15 protein-coding genes are annotated in these 18,743 nt (G+C 62.2%); 12 read left to right on the top strand and 3 right to left on the bottom strand.

The window, feature by feature from the left end; genetic code table 11:
* Nucleotides 1-30: 30 nt before the first annotated feature.
* The 3 genes from DWV00_RS11460 (at nucleotide 31) to DWV00_RS11450 (ending at nucleotide 3,243) form a co-directional block, all read left to right on the top strand.
* Nucleotides 31-996 (top strand): PDR/VanB family oxidoreductase, encoded by a 966-nt coding sequence (locus DWV00_RS11460; protein ID WP_115533687.1) that lies wholly within the window; start codon nucleotides 31-33, stop codon nucleotides 994-996.
* A 40-nt stretch (nucleotides 997-1,036) separates the two neighbouring features.
* Nucleotides 1,037-2,095, top strand: coding sequence for an aromatic ring-hydroxylating dioxygenase subunit alpha (locus DWV00_RS11455; RefSeq protein WP_115533686.1), 1,059 nt, complete (start codon nucleotides 1,037-1,039; stop codon nucleotides 2,093-2,095).
* Nucleotides 2,096-2,157: 62 nt separating this feature from the next.
* A complete protein-coding gene (locus DWV00_RS11450) occupies nucleotides 2,158-3,243 on the top strand; it encodes a methyl-accepting chemotaxis protein (RefSeq protein ID WP_245964828.1) in 1,086 nt (361 codons plus the stop codon).
* 52 nt (nucleotides 3,244-3,295) lie between these two features.
* Here the strand turns inward: DWV00_RS11450 and DWV00_RS11445 are convergent, their stop codons facing one another.
* Nucleotides 3,296-3,751, bottom strand: a complete 456-nt coding sequence (locus tag DWV00_RS11445) for a MarR family winged helix-turn-helix transcriptional regulator (RefSeq protein ID WP_115533893.1) — start codon at nucleotides 3,749-3,751, stop codon at nucleotides 3,296-3,298.
* A gap of 101 nt (nucleotides 3,752-3,852) precedes the next feature.
* On the opposite strand from DWV00_RS11445, the gene DWV00_RS11440 reads away from it, so the two are divergent.
* From DWV00_RS11440 to DWV00_RS11420, 5 genes are all read left to right on the top strand, one after another.
* The gene (locus tag DWV00_RS11440) at nucleotides 3,853-4,824 is read left to right on the top strand and encodes an amidohydrolase family protein (RefSeq protein ID WP_115533684.1); all 972 of its coding nucleotides are present in this window, start codon (nucleotides 3,853-3,855) and stop codon (nucleotides 4,822-4,824) included.
* A 17-nt stretch (nucleotides 4,825-4,841) separates the two neighbouring features.
* Nucleotides 4,842-5,927, top strand: coding sequence for a maleylacetate reductase (locus DWV00_RS11435; protein ID WP_115533683.1), 1,086 nt, complete (start codon nucleotides 4,842-4,844; stop codon nucleotides 5,925-5,927).
* 9 nt (nucleotides 5,928-5,936) lie between these two features.
* Nucleotides 5,937-6,779 carry an intradiol ring-cleavage dioxygenase gene (locus tag DWV00_RS11430; RefSeq protein ID WP_115533682.1) on the top strand — a complete coding sequence of 281 codons (843 nt, stop codon included), beginning with the start codon at nucleotides 5,937-5,939 and terminating at the stop codon, nucleotides 6,777-6,779.
* A gap of 125 nt (nucleotides 6,780-6,904) precedes the next feature.
* On the top strand, nucleotides 6,905-8,161 hold the full coding sequence (locus DWV00_RS11425) for an MFS transporter (protein ID WP_245964827.1): 1,257 nt from the start codon (nucleotides 6,905-6,907) through the stop codon (nucleotides 8,159-8,161).
* Nucleotides 8,162-8,215: 54 nt separating this feature from the next.
* Nucleotides 8,216-8,644, top strand: coding sequence for a DoxX family protein (locus DWV00_RS11420; protein WP_115533680.1), 429 nt, complete (start codon nucleotides 8,216-8,218; stop codon nucleotides 8,642-8,644).
* Between the two features lie 113 nt (nucleotides 8,645-8,757).
* Here DWV00_RS11420 and DWV00_RS11415 read toward each other — a convergent pair whose 3' ends face one another.
* The gene (locus tag DWV00_RS11415) at nucleotides 8,758-9,657 is read right to left on the bottom strand and encodes a LysR family transcriptional regulator (protein WP_115533679.1); all 900 of its coding nucleotides are present in this window, start codon (nucleotides 9,655-9,657) and stop codon (nucleotides 8,758-8,760) included.
* 463 nt (nucleotides 9,658-10,120) lie between these two features.
* Here DWV00_RS11415 and DWV00_RS11410 point away from each other — a divergent pair, with 463 nt between their 5' ends.
* The 4 genes from DWV00_RS11410 (at nucleotide 10,121) to DWV00_RS11395 (ending at nucleotide 15,896) form a co-directional block, all read left to right on the top strand.
* Nucleotides 10,121-11,446 (top strand): MFS transporter, encoded by a 1,326-nt coding sequence (locus tag DWV00_RS11410; protein ID WP_115533892.1) that lies wholly within the window; start codon nucleotides 10,121-10,123, stop codon nucleotides 11,444-11,446.
* Between the two features lie 45 nt (nucleotides 11,447-11,491).
* Nucleotides 11,492-13,045, top strand: a complete 1,554-nt coding sequence (locus DWV00_RS11405; protein WP_115533678.1) for a methyl-accepting chemotaxis protein — start codon at nucleotides 11,492-11,494, stop codon at nucleotides 13,043-13,045.
* 435 nt (nucleotides 13,046-13,480) lie between these two features.
* Nucleotides 13,481-14,581 (top strand): porin, encoded by a 1,101-nt coding sequence (locus DWV00_RS11400; RefSeq protein ID WP_115533677.1) that lies wholly within the window; start codon nucleotides 13,481-13,483, stop codon nucleotides 14,579-14,581.
* 64 nt (nucleotides 14,582-14,645) lie between these two features.
* On the top strand, nucleotides 14,646-15,896 hold the full coding sequence (locus tag DWV00_RS11395; protein ID WP_115533676.1) for an MFS transporter: 1,251 nt from the start codon (nucleotides 14,646-14,648) through the stop codon (nucleotides 15,894-15,896).
* Between the two features lie 9 nt (nucleotides 15,897-15,905).
* Here DWV00_RS11395 and DWV00_RS11390 read toward each other — a convergent pair whose 3' ends face one another.
* A complete protein-coding gene (locus tag DWV00_RS11390; RefSeq protein WP_115533675.1) occupies nucleotides 15,906-18,737 on the bottom strand; it encodes an Hsp70 family protein in 2,832 nt (943 codons plus the stop codon).
* Between the last annotated feature and the right edge of the window lie 6 nt (nucleotides 18,738-18,743).

Raw genomic sequence — 18,743 nt, 5'->3', positions numbered from 1 at the left:
AGTCAAGACCTTTATTTTGCGGTGAAAGAAATGATTTCCGATCGACTTAAAGTAAAGATCCGGCGGCGCGTGCACGAAGCTGAGGGGATTATTGCTCTCGAACTCGTCGACCCCAGCGGGGGCGAGCTGCCGCCGTTCGATGCGGGCGCCCATGTGGAAGTCGACGTTGGGAACGGCTTGACGCGCCATTATTCGCTTTGCAACTCGCCGCAAGAGCGCGATCGCTATGTACTCGGTGTCTTGCGTGAGCCGTCTTCGCGCGGTGGGTCGGCATCGATACATGAGGGCTTTCACGAAGGCACCTGCATCGAAGTCAGCCCACCGCGCAATCATTTCGCACTCGACGAATCGGCCGGGCACAGTGTTCTCGTAGCGGGAGGGATCGGTATTACGCCGCTGCTCGCGATGGCGTGGCGACTGCACGCGCTAGGCGCTTCGTTCGAGCTGCACTACTGCGTTCGAAACCGCGCGCGGGCAGCTTTCATCGATTTGCTGAGGCAATCGCCGTTTGCCGAACGCGTGACGGTTCATTGCGACGACGACGGCGATGCCGCTCGCCTCAACATGCGTGCAATGCTGCAAAACCCGCGGCCTGATACGCACGTTTATGTCTGCGGTCCAGGCGGGTTCATCAATGCGCTGATCTATGTCGCCCGAGACTGCGCTTGGAACGAGGCGAACGTGCACTACGAGTTCTTCGCTGCTTCGGTTTGCGCGTCGGGGGCGGGAAGCGGATTCGTCGTCCATGCGGCCCGCTCGGGGCTGCGCGTTGACGTTCCCGCGGGCAAGAGCGTTGCCCAGGCACTGCTGGAGGCGGGCATCGATGTCCCGCTTTCGTGTGAACAGGGCGTTTGCGGTACCTGCCTGACACGGGTGCTCGAAGGCGTGCCCGAGCACCGAGATGTTTTTCTTACGCCGGAGGAAAGGGCGGCAAACGATCGGATGCTGTTGTGCTGCTCGCGCGCCCATTCACCGCTGCTGCGCCTCGATATTTGAATGTGTTATTTGGATGTTTGCCCCAGCCGAAGGAAAAACCATGAGCTTCTTCTTACGCAATTGCTGGTACGTCGCCGGATGGGCTGATGAGTTCGCGGAGGGGCGGATGACGCCGCGAACGTTTCTCAACGAGCAGATCGTCATTTTTCGCGACAGCAAGGGCGCACTCCAGGCCCTGCGGGATCGCTGCCCGCATAGGTTCGTGCCGCTTCATCTCGGCCGTCTGAAGAATGACGAAATACAGTGCGCGTATCACGGACTGAGTTTCGATTGCACTGGGGCGTGCGTGCACAATCCGCACGGCAGCGGAGCAATTCCCCGTGCGGCGCGCGTGCGCGCGTATCCGATCGAGGAGCGATACGGTTTTGCGTGGATTTGGATGGGTGAGCCAGAAAGCGCCGACCCATCGAAGATCTGCGACTTCAGTGCTTTGGATCCGGACTTCTTCTACGTCGGAAAGAGCTATCTGAACGTGAAGGCCAACTATCAGTTGGAGACCGATAACATTCTGGACTTGAGCCATATCGAGTTTTTGCATCAAAGCTCGTTGGGTAGCGACGGTGTCGCGCAAGGCGCGACTGAAGTGGTGCAAGACGGTGCAACGGTCTATTCGAAACGCTCGACCCACGGCGAGCGACTGACGCCCGATCTCGAGCGGCTACGCGGCGTGCCGGCGGGCCAGCTAGTCGATCGCTGGCTCGACGTTCGTTGGAATGCGCCGGCGCTCATGTTGCTCGAAACGGGTTTGACACCTGCCGGTCAGCCGAGGTCGGGAGGCCGCGCGGTGCACGTGGCACACGTGTTTACACCGGAAACCGATGCCACGACGCATTATTGGTTTGGTATCGCCTTCCCGCGCACTTTGGGCGAGGAAGGCGAACGGCTCGCCCGAGAAAACATCGAATGGCTCAGCCATCCGTTTACGACGGAAGACATGCCGATGCTCGAAGCGCAACAGGCGGCGATCGGCGATAGCGATTTCTGGTCGCTCAAACCAGTGCTGCTTGCGAGCGACGCGGCGGCAGTGAGAGTGCGGCGAACGCTGGACGAAATGATCAAGCAGGAGCAGGCGTTCAGTGGGGAGCGCCAGTCATCGTGATGAAACGGCGAGGCGTGGTACTTACTATCAGGTTCAAGCTCGCCGTAGCCTTCGGTACGTGCATGACGCTCAGTCTTTTGAGCGCAGCGGCTGGGGCGATCCATCTCTTTCGTGCCGATTTCGAGGAGACGGCGTCCGGCCGGTGGCTGTCGATCGGGGCAGTCGTCTTGGCGTTGATTGAATTCGCGATTGCGGCTTGGTTTGGCATTCATTTGGTCAGACTGATTTGCGGGGGCCTCGATCGCATGGGTAGGAAATTCGAAGAGATCGCGAAGTCGCTGGATCTGTCGAAGCGATCGGCTGCGCCGCGCATGGACGAGTTCGGTCGATCGGCCGTGGCGTTCGATCGGTTGATGCAGCGGATCGAACATGCCGTTTCGGAAGTGCGTTCGTGTTCAGAAAACGTGACGACCGCGACGCGCGAGATTGCTGCCGGAAACCTCGATCTTTCCGTGCGTACGGAAGAGCAAGCAACATCGCTGGAAGAAACGGCGGCCAGCATGGCGCAGATGATCGAGACCGTCAAACGTAATGCAGACAATGCACGACGTGCGCGCGAGTGCGCCGAGAGTGCGACGCACGTGACGGACGACGGGACGGATCTCGTGGAAGCGATGGTGGAGGCGATCGGGCAGATTAGCAACAGCTCGGCCCGGATCTCCGAGATCACCGGAATGATCGAGGGCATCGCGTTTCAGACGAATATCCTCGCATTGAACGCTGCGGTCGAAGCCGCACGCGCCGGCGCTCAGGGGCGCGGATTCGCCGTTGTCGCTAGCGAAGTGCGTAGCCTCGCGGGGCGATCGGCATCCGCAACGAAAGAAATCAATGAACTGATTGCGTCGTCGCTCGAAACGATCAGAGCGGGCTCGCAGCAGGCAAGCCGAGCGCGCGCTGCCATGGGTGAGATCCGAACCGCTATCGGACGCGTCGCGGGCATCGTCGGCGAAATCGCGCAAGCTTCGGATGAGCAGTCGCGTGGCGTTGAGCAGATCGGACAGGCGGTCAGTCAGATCGACGACGTGACGCAGCACAACGCTGCGCTGGTCGAGCAGGCCGCGGCAGCGACCCAGTCTCTGGACGAGCAGGCGGAGCGACTCAACGGCGCCGTGGCGTCGTTCAAGTTGTCCTCCGCGATATCGACGTAATAGTAGAAGTAGACGGCGCGATGGCTAGTGTCGTCGGTAATTCGCGTTGCGGCTATTCGAGCGGTTCTGCGTTGTCATATAGCTGGACGAGCAGCCTTCGCAAGATGTCGATCTCTTCCCATGTGAACTGGGTCAAGGCGACCCTTTCATAGTGCTTCGCTAGCGGCGCGATCTCGCGTGTGAGTGAAGCGCCTTCAGGCGTCAGGGATAGAGAGATCGCCCTGCCATCGTGCTCGCTTTTGGCACGACGGACGAGCCCTTGCTGCACCAGACGGTCGACGATCCGCGATAGTGCAGACATGTCGACGGACGCATGCAAGACAAGCTCCGATAGCGTTTGTCGGGGCTTGTAGCCGAGCGAGGCGCACACGCGCCATTCGCTGAGACTAAGCCCATAGGGCTTGAGGGCTTTGGAGAACGCATTGCCCATACGCGCGCCCGCGCGGGTGACGAGATAAGGAATCGCCTTTTCGAGGTTGTGGTCGACCTCGATTGAGCTGTCATTGATAGGGGTTTTCACAGATGTTTGCTTGAAAATTCAAGTATAAACTTTGACCTCAATGCTTGAATTATCAACTAAATGCGCGGTGGCGCCAAGGGAAACGACTCATGAACGACAAGATCGCTCTCGAAGAGCATTTCGCGATCGAGGAAACGTTGGCGGATTCGCAGGTGTATGCGCGCCCGGAAGTGTGGGAGACCCTGCGGAGCAATCTGATCGACTTCGAACAGCAGCGTCTCGAACAGATGGATCGTTGGGGCACGGCCTATTCGGTCCTCTCGCTGAATTCGCCGGCGGTGCAGGGCATTCCGGATCGGGCACGAGCCGTCGAGGTATCAAAGCGCGCTAACGATGTTCTTGCCGAGCAGGTCCAGCGGCACCCGAGTCGCTTCGGTGGATTTGCCGCGTTGCCGATGCAGGACCCGGATGCCGCTGCACGCGAGCTCGAGCGATGTGTCCGCGAACTCGGTTTTCATGGCTTTCTCGTCAACGGGTTTTCGCAAGTTGGCGATGCTGAAACGGTGATGTATTACGACGCCCCCCAGTTCGACGACTTCTGGGCGGCCGCGGCAAGCTTGCAAAAGCCGTTCTATATGCATCCGCGCGACCCGTTGCTGAGTCGTGAGCCGATCTATCAGGACAATCCGTGGCTCACCGGCCCGACATGGGCCTTTGCCGCCGAGACGAGCATGCATGCTTTGCGGCTGATGTCGAATGGCCTGTTCGATCGTCATCCCAAACTGCAAATGATCCTCGGGCACTTCGGCGAAGGGCTGCCTTTCAATATCTGGCGCATCGACCACATCTTGCGCAAAGGGCGCCGCGGCATGCGGTGCGAAAAGGAAGTCGGCGACTACTTGCGCAATAACACCTACATCACGACGAGCGGCAACTTTCGTACGCCGACGTTGCTGTCGACGATGCTCGAAGTGGGCAGCGATCGCATCCTGTATTCGGTCGACTATCCGTTTGAGAAACACGAGGATGCCGCTGGGTGGTTCGACCGCTGCGAGATCAGCGAAAGCGATCGTCGCAAGATTGGGCGCGACAACGCGCGCCGGCTGTTCGGACTCGAATGAGTAGGGAGACCGGTGCGATGAACGGGAAAAGCTTTAGCTGCGATATGAACGCGGTGCATGTGTGCTTCGGCGCGGGCGCGCTCGCGTATGTCGCGAGCGCGCTCGATGCGATGGGCGGCGCGCGGGCGTTGGTACTGTGCACGCCACCGCAGCGCGCGCTTGCGGAACGCGTCGCGGATTTGCTCGGCACGCGCAGCGTCGGCGTGTTCGACCAAGCCGTGATGCATGTGCCAACCGATGTCGTGAGTGCCGCTTGCGAGGCAGCTTCCACGCTCAAAGCGGACTGTACCGTCGCGGTGGGTGGGGGATCCACGATTGGCCTGGCTAAAGGGATCGCACTGAAGGCGGGATTGCCGATCCTGGCCGTGCCCACCACGTACGCGGGATCGGAAATGACGCCCATCTATGGGCTGACGGAAGGGAGATTGAAGAAGACGGGGCGCGATAAAAGCGTATTGCCGCGATCGGTCATCTATGACCCTGACCTTACGCTGGGCTTGCCGCGTGCGGTGAGCGCCACGAGCGGAATGAATGCCATCGCGCATGCGGCCGAGGGACTCTACGCCCCGGACGGCAATCCGCTGATGACGCTTGTCGCCGGCTCCGGCATCGCCGCGCTCGCCCGCGCCATTCCACTGATTGCCGGTTCGGCGGACGAGCAATCTGTGCCGTCCGAAGCTCGGCAGGATGCGCTTTACGGGGCCTGGCTGTGCGGCATGGTGCTCGGCAATGTGCGGATGGGTTTGCATCACAAGCTTTGCCATACGTTGGGCGGCACATTCAATTTGCCGCACGCGGAAACGCACACCGTGGTGTTGCCGCATGCGTTGGCCTACAACGCGAATCATGCGCCTCAGGCGATGACGGCGATCTGCGCTGCGCTCGGGGCCGGGCCTGGAGTGAGCGCGGCCCGCGCCTGCTTCGATCTTGCTCAAGCGAGCGGAGCGCCCACGTCGCTGCGAGCGCTCGGCTTGCGTGCCGAGGACCTCGAACGCGCGTTGTCGCTTGCATTGCAGGATCAGTACCCGAACCCGCGCCCCCTGGAGGCGGAGCCGCTGCATATCCTGTTGCGCAATGCGCTCGACGGTGTGCGGCCACATTGAGGAGACCTCATGCGCAATCTCGATCAACACACGATCACGCAGGAAGTGATCGACCGGTTCGCCGACACGCCGGACCCGCGGCTTAAAGAAATCATCAATTGCCTCGTTCGCCATCTGCACGATTTCGCGCGGGATGTTCGCCTGACCGAAGACGAGTGGACGAACGGCATCGCGTTTCTGACGGGCACCGGTCAAAAGTGCGACGACAAGCGACAGGAATTCATTCTGCTCAGCGACGTCCTGGGCTTGTCGATGCTGACGGTGGCGATGAATCACGCGAAGCCCGCGGAGTGCACCGAGGCGACTGTGTTCGGTCCGTTCTACGTCGAAGGCGCGCCTCACTATGACAATGGGGGCGACGTGGCGAATGGCGCTGCCGGCGAGCCTTGTGATGTCGGCGGCACGGTTCGGGATATCGCGGGCCATCCCATCGCAGGCGCGAGAATCGACGTGTGGCAAGCGGATTCGGAGGGCATGTACGACGTGCAGCGCAGCGAACTCGATCAACTGCAAGGTCGCGGAGTGCTGCGTTCCGATGAAGAGGGGGCTTACCGTTTTCATTCGGTATTGCCGGTTGCCTATCCGATCCCGACCGACGGCCCGGTCGGTGCGTTACTGCAGGCGACTCGGCGGCACCCTTGGCGTCCCGCGCACCTGCATTTTCGTATCGAGGCGCCGGGATACGAGACGCTGGTCACGCATGTTTTTCGCGAGGGCGATCCGTGGCTCGATTCGGACGCCGTGTTCGGCGTGCGGCAGTCGCTGATCGCACCCTGGGTTCGACGCGAGGACGGCGGCTACGCACTGCATTACGACTTCGTCCTCAATCGCATAGGCGCGCCCCGCACATGAACACCTCACTTCGCGATGTCGTCGCGCCGACGGGCGCGCCGATCGACATCCCCGCTTTGATCGATGCTCGCACGATTAGCCGCTTCCAACTTGGCGTGTTCGTGCTGCTTGGCGCGGCGTTGATCATGGACGGCTTCGACATCCAATCCATGGGCTTCGTCGCGCCCGAGATCATCAGGGTATGGGGCATTTCGAAAGCCGCGCTGGGACCTGTTTTTTCTGCGAGTCTGCTCGGCATGCTGCTCGGCTCGCTCGGACTCAGCGTCTTGGCAGACCGCATCGGCCGACGCCCGGTCCTGATCGGTTCGATGGCGTTCATTGGCGTCTGCATGCTGGCGACGGTGTTTGCGACGAACTTGCCGCAACTGCTTGTGGCTCGCTTCGTGACAGGTATCGGCATCGGCGGAATCATGGGCAACGCGATGGCGCTGGCGGGTGAGTACAGTCCAGCCCGTAAACGGGTGTCTACGATGATGATCGTGTCGTGCGGATTTACCGGCGGCGCGGCGTTGGGCGGCACCGTTGCCGCGTTGCTGATCCCGATTGGCGGCTGGCGGGCGGTGTTCATTTTCGGTGCTGCGCTGTCGTTGCTCATTGCAGCGATGATGGCCCTTTACGTTCCCGAATCGCTTCAGTTTTTAGTGTTGCGTGGAAGGCGTCTCGAGCGAGTCGGGCAGTGGCTGACGCGTATTGCGCCGCAAGCGGCATCAACAGGCGGGCCAGTGCATTACGTTGTGCACGAGCCACCCACCAAAGGCATGCCCGTCGGCGAACTCTTTCGTGCGGGGCGAGCTGTGCCTACGCTGCTGTTGTGGGGCATCAATTTCGCGAATCTGCTGAACTTGTTTTTCTTGTCGAACTGGCTGCCGACGATCATTTCCGGTGCCGGATACGGTAGGGGCATTGGGATAGCGCTCGGCATCATGCTGCAAGTCGGTGGGGTAGCCGGGACCGTGGGCATGGGTTTCCTGATCGATCGCCTGGGCTTCTATCGCATATTGGTTCCGGCACTTTTGCTGGCGGCGCTGTCGATCGCGATGATTGGCCATTCCGGCATGCCTGTCGTGCTGCTGGCCACGGCCGTGATGGTCAGCGGGTTCTGCATCGTCGGCGCTCAGCCCGCCATCAACGCGTTAGCCGCGACGATCTATCCGACAAGCGTGCGGGCAACGGGTGTCGGTTGGAGTCTCGGCATAGGACGCGCCGGCTCCATCGTCGGTCCTGTCGTCGCCGGATATTTCGTTTCCCAGGGATGGTCCATCAGCGCGATCTTCGGGGCGGCTGGCGTGCCGGCCGTTTTATCCGCTGCGATGGTGCTGTGCATCTGTTTGTTCTGCGATTTCTCGCCGTCGACGTCGCTAAGTAATCCGAGTGGGCACTGATACCTGCTCGCATCTAATTCCCTTCTGTTCCCATTTGTCCTTTAAGGAAAATTCATGAATCAGGATTGCCGTTTCGTCGACGTTGGCGCGCGTGTTCTCATGGCGTCCCTCTTTCTCGTTGCGGGTATCCGCAAGGTGCTGACATGGAAGATGATGCTCGGGTATTTTGCGGGTCTCGGCATCCCGTTGCCTGAGATCGTATTGCCGTTGACGGTCACGGTCGAGATCGGCGGGGGACTGGCCTTGATCGCAGGTTGGCGGTTGCGCGAGGTCGCGCTTGTCATGGCCGGCTTCACACTGTTCACGGCATTCATCGCCCATCGCTTCTGGATGGCCGATGGCGCGCAATTCAATAACCAGCTCAATCATTTCTTCAAGAACGTGGCGATCACGGGCGGCTTTCTTGTGTTGTTCGCCGGCGCATTGCGCGGCTCGGCGAGCGGGCAATCGAGCGCTAGGGAAAACGCAGTAGCGGCGCGATAAACGACGCAGGCGCAGCAGCGAGCGTGCTCGACGGCACGCTCGTGCGTGTGCCGCTCCTCCAGCTGTTCGGGCTGGATGGCGCTAGCATGACTCGATGGCTTTTCCGCCCAGGTCTAAACCGCTGCTCCCGCAAGATGATTCACGAACAGTCTGGCCGGCTTCGGCAGCGCATTCAGATCTCGCGCACAAATGAGCAACTCTCGGTGCGACCAATCGTCGGATAAGGCAATTTCCCGTAGGCCCATCGATCGCAGGTGCGGGCGCACGGCCGCCGCCGGCAGCACGGCTACGCCAAGATTGGCCGCGACCATCATGCACATGGCGTCGAAGCTGCGTACTCGGATGCGGACTTTCAGCCGCTTTCCGAGCGATGTCGCCGCGGTGTCGAGCAGCCCAGCCAGCGAGGTCGTCTGCGAAAGGCTGACGAAGTCGTAGTCGATCGCTTCGCCCAGCGAAATCGACCGCCGCTTGGCGAGCGGATGACGCTCGGGTACGACGAGTACCAATCGATCGCGCCGGTACGGCATCGTCTGCAAGCCCAGCACGGGCGTGCCGCCCGCCAGAATGCCGAAGTCGGCGCGACCGTCGACGACGGCAAGGGCGATCTGATCGCTGTTCTGCTCTTCGAGCTCGATGCGAATCTGCGGGTTCTCGGCTGCGAACGCCGCGATTTCGGTGGGTAGGAACTGCGTGATCGCCGACGTATTGGCGGCCAGCCGCACGACGCCGACCACGCCGGCCGCATAGTCGGATAGATCGGCGCTCAGTACGTCCACGTCTTTCAAGATGCGCTGCGCGTGTTGGAGCAGGGCGCTGCCGGCGGCGGTCAGCACGATACCGCGCGAATGCCGCTCGAACAGGGCGACGCCGACGGCCGCCTCCAAATCCGCGATCCGCTTGCTTGCGGCGCCTACCGCGAGATGGGCCAGTGCGGCCCCTTTGCTGATGCTGCCGCTTCGCGCTATCAGACTAAACAGCGAAAGCGAGACGAGTTCGAGACGGTGCACGTTCATGGTCGGCGCCCACGGCGGACGTATGCGGTGCCTGCACTATGCGGTCGCCGGGGCGCGCGATCACTAAGGGAAGACCCGAACGCTGCTTTCGCGTTTCGCGAAAGCTCGCTGCACCACTTTCGAATTCCGAGTCATTCGATGGCCACTGATAATCGGTTCAACCGAGCGCAGCGCGTACGCGGTGCTCGAAGCCCTATCGATGGCACACGTGCCCGCAGACAACGACTGCTCGAACAAGCCGGTGCCAACCCTATCCGGAGGAGACGTGGAGACTGATTCGAACTACCGAGCGGCGGGCGCCGATGCGTCCGCCCCGCACATCGACCCATCCGAGAGCCGAGCGGATCGCGTGCGCGTCGCGACCGAGCAAGCCGTGCGATTGCCCGCGGCGATCAACTCGCACAAATCGGCGGAATTCGCCGCACGATTCGACCGCCTGCCGCCGTCGCGCACCGTGTGGACGATGGTGATCCTACTGTCGCTCGGCGGCGTTTTCGAGTTCTACGATTTGTTCTTCACCGGCTACGTGGCACCGGGGATGATCCATTCCGGCCTGTTCACGGCTGCATCGCTCGGATTCTTTTCTTCGCTGGGGCTGCTCAACGTAGCGGGATTCGGCACGTTCGTTTTCTCCACGTTCGCCGGTCTCTGGGTAGGCACGATTGCGTTCGGACAGATTGCGGACCGCTATGGACGCCGGCCCGTCTTCACCTGGTCGTTGATTTGGTACGTGCTTTGCACGACGATCATGGCGTTTCAGACGACCGGCTTGGGCCTGAACTTCTGGCGGTTCGCGGCAGGCATTGGCATCGGCATCGAACTCGTGACGATCGACACGTATATCTCGGAGCTGATTCCGAGTGGCGAGCGCGGACGCGCGTATGCGGTCAACCAGGTCATCACGTTTTCCGCCGTGCCCGTGGTTGCGTTTCTCGCCTACATCCTGAAGGACACTCAGCCGCTCGGGCTCGACTACTGGCGCGTGGTCATTCTGATCGGATCGAGCGCGGCCGTCGTCGTGTGGTTCCTGCGCCGCAGTATCCCGGAGAGCCCGCGCTGGCTCGCCCGGCACGGACGGATCGAGGAAGCCGAGCGGATCCTTGCCGACATCGAGCGGCGCGTGACGATCGAGAAGGGCGCCGCGCTGCCGGCGCCGCGACCGCTGCAACCGGAGAAGGAAGGACGAGGCTCGCTCGCGGAGGTGCTGCGTCCCCCCTATCTGAAGCGCACGGTCGCCATGTCGATCTTCAATATGGCGCAAGTCATCGGCTTCTACGGGTTCGCCGCGTGGGTGCCGACGCTGCTCGTGAGCCGCGGCGTGCACGTGACCTCGAGTCTTGCCTATGCGTTCGTCATCGCGCTGGCCAATCCGTTCGGGCCGCTATTGGGCGTATGGTTTGCCGACAAGGTGGAGCGCAAGACGCAAATCGTCTTGAGCCTGATGACGATGGGCATCGTGATCGTGCTGTTTTCGCAAGCGTCGTCGACAGCCCTGCTGATTGCGCTTGGAATCATCTTCACGCTGGCGTCGAACATCATGTCGTTCGCCTATCACGGCTACCAGGCCGAACTGTATCCGACTCGCGTTCGTGCTCGGGCCGTCGGCTTCGTCTATTCGTGGAGCCGCCTTTCCGCGGCATTCGCGGGGCTCGCGATCGGCGTTCTCTTGCATGGCTATGGGGTGCCGGGTGTCGCGGCATTCATCGGCGTATCGATGCTGGTGGCGATCGCGATGATTCTGATGGGGCCGCGCACTCGAGGTCTTGCATTGGAAAACATCAGCCACTGAAGCAGGAGCGGCCGCCTCGATGCAGATTCGAAGATTCGCGAGCGTATGAAACTCTCTCTCGTTCAAAAGCTTTGGCTCCCGCTCATTCTCAGTTTGATTTCTCTGGCCGGTATATCGATTTACGATGCTTACACGGTCAGGGAAATGCGGCTGCAGGAGCGCAAGGCCGATTTGGAGCACGCGTCGGAAGTGGCCTTGAGCGTGGTCAAGACGCTGGGTGACGCGGCCAGTGCGGGCACGATGCCGGAGGCGGCAGCGAAAAGCGGCGCGATGAACGCGGTGCGCAACATGCGATACGGCGGTAGCGGCTATTTCACGATCTTGAATTCCGAGCCGCGCGTGCTCATGCATCCGATTCATCCCGAGATGGACGGCAAAGACGTCGCCGATTTCAAGGATGCGAATGGCGTCCATCTGTTCGAAGACATCGTCGCGTTGATCAAGCGCGACGGCAAAGGATTCAACGCGTTTTCGTTTCCGAAGCCGGGCGCTACCGCACCTGCGCCGAAGATCGCCTACAACGTCGTTTATCCGCGATGGGACTGGATTCTGAGCACGGGCGTCTACGTCGACGACATCAACGCGGCGTTTCGCGCCACTTTGTTCAGGGATCTTGGGATCCTGGCGATGTTGGCGAGCGTGTTGCTGTCGGTCGTGGCGGTGCTCAATCGCGGCATATTGCGCTCGCTCGGCGGCGAACCGGCCTATGCGGCGCAGATCGCCACGCGCATCGCGCAGAACGATCTGACGTCGAACGTTGAAACGGCTCGCCGTCATCGCGGCAGTCTGCTCGGCTCGATGCAGCGCATGCAGGAACAACTTGCCGCCACGATTCGCTCGATCCGCCAATCGGCGGATTCGGTGGCCGTCATTTCACGCGAGATCGCGGGCGGCAATGCGGCTTTGTCGAGCCGTACCGAAGAGCAGGCGGCGTCGCTCGAGGAAACCGCGGCGAGCATGACGGGGCTGACCGAGACCGTGAAGCAGACCGCGGACAATGCGCGCCAAGCGAACGAGCTTGCCATGCGCGCGACCGGCATCGCGGACGCAGGACACCGCGTGGTCGACGACATGATCGGGACCATCGAACGAATCAGCGAAAGCTCCGTGCGAATTTCGGAGATCACGGGGATGATCGAGGGCATCGCCTTCCAGACGAATATCCTCGCGCTGAATGCGGCCGTCGAGGCGGCGCGTGCCGGCGATCACGGGCGCGGCTTCGCCGTGGTCGCGGCGGAAGTGCGTGGTCTCGCGCAGCGAGCCGCGTCTGCCGCGCGCGAAATCAAAGGGTTGATCGAGACGTCCTCGGCGTTGGTCGGAGACGGCTCCTGCAAGGCGCACAACGTTGGCGCGACGATGGGCGACGTGAGGCAAGCCATCGCGCAAACCGCCGATATCGTGGGCGAAATCGCGGCCGCCTCGGCGGAGCAGAGCCGCAGCATCGAACAAGTCAAACGCGCAGTCCTGCAAATGGACGCGGTCACTCAGCGCAACGCGGCGCTGGTCGAGCAAGCCGGCGCGGCGGCACATTCTCTCGAAGCACAGGCCGGCGAACTGACGGCGGCGGTGTCGTTGTTCAAGCTCGTCGAGGCGGCATAGGTACTGACGTGCGATTGTCCGCCTTCATGCGGAGCGAACGCTCGCAATAGCCCCGGCGCAACGCGTCCGTGCGACGCCGACGGCTCGAGGTCCGAGCCGTCATTTCACGCTTCCGTAGTTATTCCATCTCCCCATCATCGCGTGCCGCAAACGGCGCTATCCGCGGGTTTGTCCTATCTCCTCTCTAGTTGACGATTTCATCAAAACAACTAGAATGCAGAAATGACAAATATGTCAATACACGGAAAACGCCCCCCGATTGTCCTGACTAAAGGCTGATCGTCGAAGATCGGGTCCTGTTGTACGTCAGCGGGAAGTACCACGCATTCTTCACGGAGCATGGCGCGAAGACGCTTGTCGCGCGCCCCGGCCATTGGCGCAAATTCGGCTTATCGCTCAACTCCAAGAACTCAATTTTTTATTTAGGAGTACTAAATGAATAAAGCAGTCGCGTGCCTTGCTTCACCCTTTATCCTCGCTTCCGCCGCGCACGCGCAGAGCAGCGTCACGTTGTACGGTCTGCTGGACGTTGGCCTCAGTTATGTCTCCAACGAAGTAGGAGGTCACGCTTTTAACGCGGAAGACTCCATCTGGACGCCGAGTCTCTGGGGCGTTCGCGGGGCCGAGGATTTGGGCGGCGGCTACAAAACCGTGTTCGATCTGTCGTCGCAATTCGCGGTGAACACGGGAGCCGGCATCCCCGGACCCGGTGCGAATTTCAACCGCCAGGCACTCGTCGGACTGGAAAAGGATGGCGTGGGCCGCATCACGTTCGGACAGCAGTACAACCTGATGGCCGACTTCCTCTTCTTCCCGCCGGCGAAGCTCGACGGTTCGTTCATGTACGGTGGGCTGTACAACATGCGTCAGGGGCCGTTTGCCGCCCTCGGCATTCCGCAGAACCCCACGGGTTCGTTCGACTTCGACCAAACGGGCGGCACCTCTCGCGTATCGAATTCGGTCAAGGTCACGAGCGCCACCTTCGACGGACTGCGTTTGGGGGCGCTGTATGGCTTCGGCAATACGGCCGGTTCGGTTTCGGCCAACAACACAGTCGGCTTCGGGGTGAACTATGCGATCGGCGGTTTCGGCCTCGGCGCCGCGTACAACGAAACCCGCTATGCCGCTTTGAACAATGGCCAGGACGGCATCCGCAACTTCGGCGGCGGCGTTAGCCAGGCGATCGGCAACCTCTACCTCAATGCGCTCTACACCAATACGAAGAACACGCTGACGGGCGGCACGGTGCAGGCCCTGCAGGTCGGCGGCCTATACGCCTTCAACCCGTTCTGGCGGCTGGGCGCGAACTACCAGTACATGAAGGGCAACGCACAGCTCGAAAACAATCGTGCGCAGCAGGTGACCACGGCGCTCCAGTATTCGCTTTCCAAGCGCACGACGGTGTATGCCGAAGGCGTCTTCCAGTGGACGGGCGGGGATGTGCCGGGCGGACACAACGCATGGATCACCGGCGAGGGCCCCTCGAACGGCGACCATCAATTCATTGGCCGCATCGGCATGCAGACGTCTTTCTGAAGCCCGAATTCGCGGGACGCTGCCTTCAGCAGTCAGTAGAAGAATATTTTTCGGAGACACGGACATGGATCGTTTTACCTCTTCCCGCTGGGACACCGCTTACGAATGGAAAGCGGTGGTCCTCCTTTCGCTGGCATTCGGGCTGGTGGGCATCGACCGCTTCATGATCATGCCGCTCTTCCCGGTCATGATGAAGGACCTTCATTTGGACTACCAGGACCTCGGGTACATCACCGGGGCGCTGTCCGTTGCCTGGGGTTTTTCCGCGATGTTCATGGGCAATCTGTCGGATCGCATCGGCCATCGGAAGGTGCTGATTCCAGCGATCGTGATGTTCTCGCTACTTGCGGGGTTGAGTGGACTGGCCACCGGCTTGGGCACGCTGATCCTGATCCGTGCGGTGATGGGATTCGCCGAAGGCGCGTTCACGCCGGCCAGCATCATTGCGACATTGGATGCGTCGAAACCCAGCCGCCACGGCCGCAACGTCGGCATCCAGCAGATGGCGTTGCCTTTGTTCGGCCTGGGGCTCGCGCCGATTCTCGTCACGCAGTTGCTGAAGTTCATGCCTTGGCATTCGATTTTCGCGATCGTGTCGATACCGGGCCTGGCCGTGGCGCTGCTGCTGTGGAAAGTGCTGCGCAATACCAGAGCCGCGAGCGCCGCTGTCCACACCATGACGCACGACGCGACCGAGCATAAGTGGAGCGATGTTTTTCGCTACCGCAACATCCGGCTGAACATCGTCGGCATGCTGTGCTGGCTGACGTGCCTGGTGGTGTTGACCGCGCTGCTGCCGAACTATCTCGTGGACTATCTGCATCTGAATATGCAGCAGATGGGCTACGTGCTGTCGGCCATCGGCTTCGGCGGGATGCTAGGCACCGTGACGATGCCCGCATTGTCGGACCGGCTCGGGCGCAAGCCGGTCATGGTCCTATCGGTGATCGGCGCCGCCGTTTTCCTGACGCTGCTGACGCGAACGGGCGCGAATCCTACTGCGCTGTTCGTCTATCTGATGCTGACGCTGCTGTTCGTCTTCAGCATGATCACGCTGACGGTCGGGCCGCTGAGCGCCGAGTCGGTGCCGGCGAAGCTGATGTCGACGGCGTCGGGCCTCGTCGTGGGAGTGGGGGAGGTGTTCGGGGGCGGCATTGCGCCGGCGATCGCCGGATATGTGGCGAAGCACTTCGGCATTCAGTACATCATGATGCTCGGCTTCGTCGCGCTTGCCGTCGGCTTTGTCGTCGCCATTAGCCTGAAGGAAACGGCGCCCTCGCGCGTTGCTCGGGAAGAGGCCGTCACGGCTCAATGACACTGAGCGCTAAGTCTGCCCCAAAAGCTTGAGTCCGGCCGGCAACGACTCGCCGAACACGCGGCCGGTATCGGCCTCGTCGAGTGCGACGACCTCGCGCACCATGCGAATCCAGCTGGGCGCAGCGCCTAGCGTCTCGAGCCGGCGAATGACAGCATCGCGCGCCTCTTCCGGCAAGTCACGCGATCGATCGCCTGTCAGCCGCGACAATTGCACCGCGGCGAACGCTGCCGGCTCCACTTTCTTCCAGTCGAGTGCGAGCACGGCATCGAGCCACTGCGCGGCCACCTCGGGCGGCACGACGCCGTGCGTGCTGCCGTAAAACGGGAGACGCGCACCGATCCGGCCGATCGCCCACCAGGTCTGCGGATTTTCCGAAGGCTTGCGCAACCGTTCGAACAACTGCTCCGCCAGTTGAATCTTGCGCTCGGCCGCAATGCGCTCGAGCGAAGCCTGCACGCGGATCATGTCGGCATGGCCGACCTTCGCCGGGTCGAACGGCAGCTTTCGCTTCTCGATGTTGGCCGTCTGCAGAAATTCCATCGCGTCGAGCAGCTGTGTCTGGGCCGCTTCGTCGAGGCCGCCCGCCGCGCGTTGCCACAACGTCCACCATTCGGACCACACGCGGCTTTCGTGGATGTACTGGATGCCGTCGTCGAAGATCGACCAGATTTGCCCGACGCGCCAATCGTCGAGCGGATGGCCGAATCCCGGCCGCAGGCAGAATCCGGCGAGGTTGAGCCAGAGCCGCTCGTGATCGGCCGAACGCCGCCTGCGCTTCGCACGTTCCCAGAGGGCGTCGAACAATTCGCGCAACAGTGCGACGTCCCAGGTCTCGGTCGGCCCCAGCATCTGCGTCAGATGCGCGCGCAGCCGCTTGATTTCGGCAGGCGCCACCCCAGCGGCACGCGCGCCAAACACTCGCTCGATCAATCCGATGGCTTGATCGAGCGACGGATGCCGCTCGCCCTGCGATCGAGCATCGGCCCCATCGGCGGATGCCGCGGCTTCATCGCGCCGCAACTCGAATTGAAGCAGCCAGCGCTGCGCCGGATCGTCGATCGAAATGCAGTTCATCTCCAATGTGCCGACCTCCGTGATCGAGGTCGTGAGCCGCACGCGACGTTCGTCGGGATCGGAGGCGCGCTGACGTTGCACGACAGTCGCGAGCGGCGGCAAGCGAACAAAGTCGCCTTGCGAAAGATCGGCAAGCTCGCCCGCGCGAAACGTCGTGTCCGCGGACGTCGAGACGAGCGGAAAGCGCACCGGTTGGCCGAGCCGCAGTGCAAACGCGCGCTCGTCCAGATGAATTTCATGCGCTTCTTCGGTGCCGCGCGGCAGCAGGCAGATCCCTCGATCGCCATCGAGCACGAGAAAGTAGCTGCGCGCCGAGCCGCCGCCGATGCGCGGTGCAGAACCGGCGCGCGCGAGGACATAGGCGGCCGCGCCGCGCGCAACGGCCACGTCAGGATGATCGTTGTTCAGCACGTGCACCGGCGCGCCGCGCCATGCGCCGAGTGTCTGCGCCAGCCGTGCGGTCAAAGCCGGTGCCCGGAAAACGCCGCCGTTCAGCAGCAGCGTATCGGGTACCGGCAGTTTGCCGTCTTCGTCCGCTTCGACAGCGGCCCCCAACGCCTGTCGCGATGGCGTGGCGTGGCGGGCAAGAAACCCGGCTACGTGCCGCGTGACGGCCGGATCGCTCGCATAGGGCAGACCGAGTTCGACGATCGCCGCACGCGAGCGGCGGGGCGTTTCGTTCGCGGCCACTCGCGGGAAGAATCCGTCGACGACGACCTGCTCGACCTCCCCGCGAGTAAGGAGCGCGGTGCGCGCACCGCCGATCACGCGCGCACCGGCGCCGAGCAGCGTGATCGCCACGGACTCGGGCGCGTCGTGGGCCAGCAACCGCTCCTTCGCGACGCGGCAGCGTTCGACCAGTTGAGACAAGCTCGACGCGGACAGCCGCGCGCCTTCCTGTTGGCCCTGCGTAAGACGCGTCTCGACCAGCCGCGCAAGCGCGAGGTCCATGTTGTCGCCGCCGAGCATCAGATGATTGCCGACGCCGATGCGCGTGAGTTGCGGCGTGCCGGCGGCGTCCATCCGCACCTGGATGAGCGTGAGGTCGGTGGTGCCGCCGCCGACGTCGCAGATCAGCACGAGCCGCGTATCGGGCAACGCTTCCGCAAGACTCGTGCGGTGCTGATACAGCCAGTCATAGAAAGCGGCCTGCGGCTCTTCCAGCAAACGCAAGGCCGGCAGCTGTGCGAGCCGCGCCGCTTCGAGCGTCAAGGCGCGCGCGCCTTCGTCGAACGAAGCAGGCACCGTGAGCACCACGTCCTGCTCCTCGAGCGGCGCATCGGGAAAACGTGTGTTCCACGCGGCGCGCACGTGCGCGAGGTAGCTAGCGCTGGCTTCGACGGGGGAGACCTTCTCGACATCGTCCGGCGCACCCCAAGGCAGGATCGGCGCGAGCCGGTCCACCGCGGAATACGAGAGCCAGCTTTTTGCGCTCGCGACGAGACGCCCCGGCACCTGCGCGCCGAGCGTACGCGCAAGCTGGCCGACGATCGGAGGTGGGGTCTTGTCCGTGTCGTGGTTGTTGCGCTTGTCGTGCGTGCCTCGCAGCGCGGCATGGTGCCACGGCAGCCGCAGGTCTCCGGCGTTCAGCTCTCCCGCGGCGGGGTGATAACGCACGGACGGCAAGAGCGGACGTGTGCCGACCTCGCCGAGCGCGACGAATTGATCGACTTCGAACACACGAATGTCGTCCGAGCCCATTTCGATGAACGCGACGACCGTATTGCTCGTGCCGAGGTCGATGCCTACCGCGTAGCGCTTCATCCGTCG

The sequence above is a fragment of the Trinickia dinghuensis genome (assembly GCF_003367175.1).
GTDB classification, from domain to species: domain Bacteria; phylum Pseudomonadota; class Gammaproteobacteria; order Burkholderiales; family Burkholderiaceae; genus Trinickia; species Trinickia dinghuensis.
This window is presented reverse-complemented; position numbering and strand designations above follow the sequence as displayed.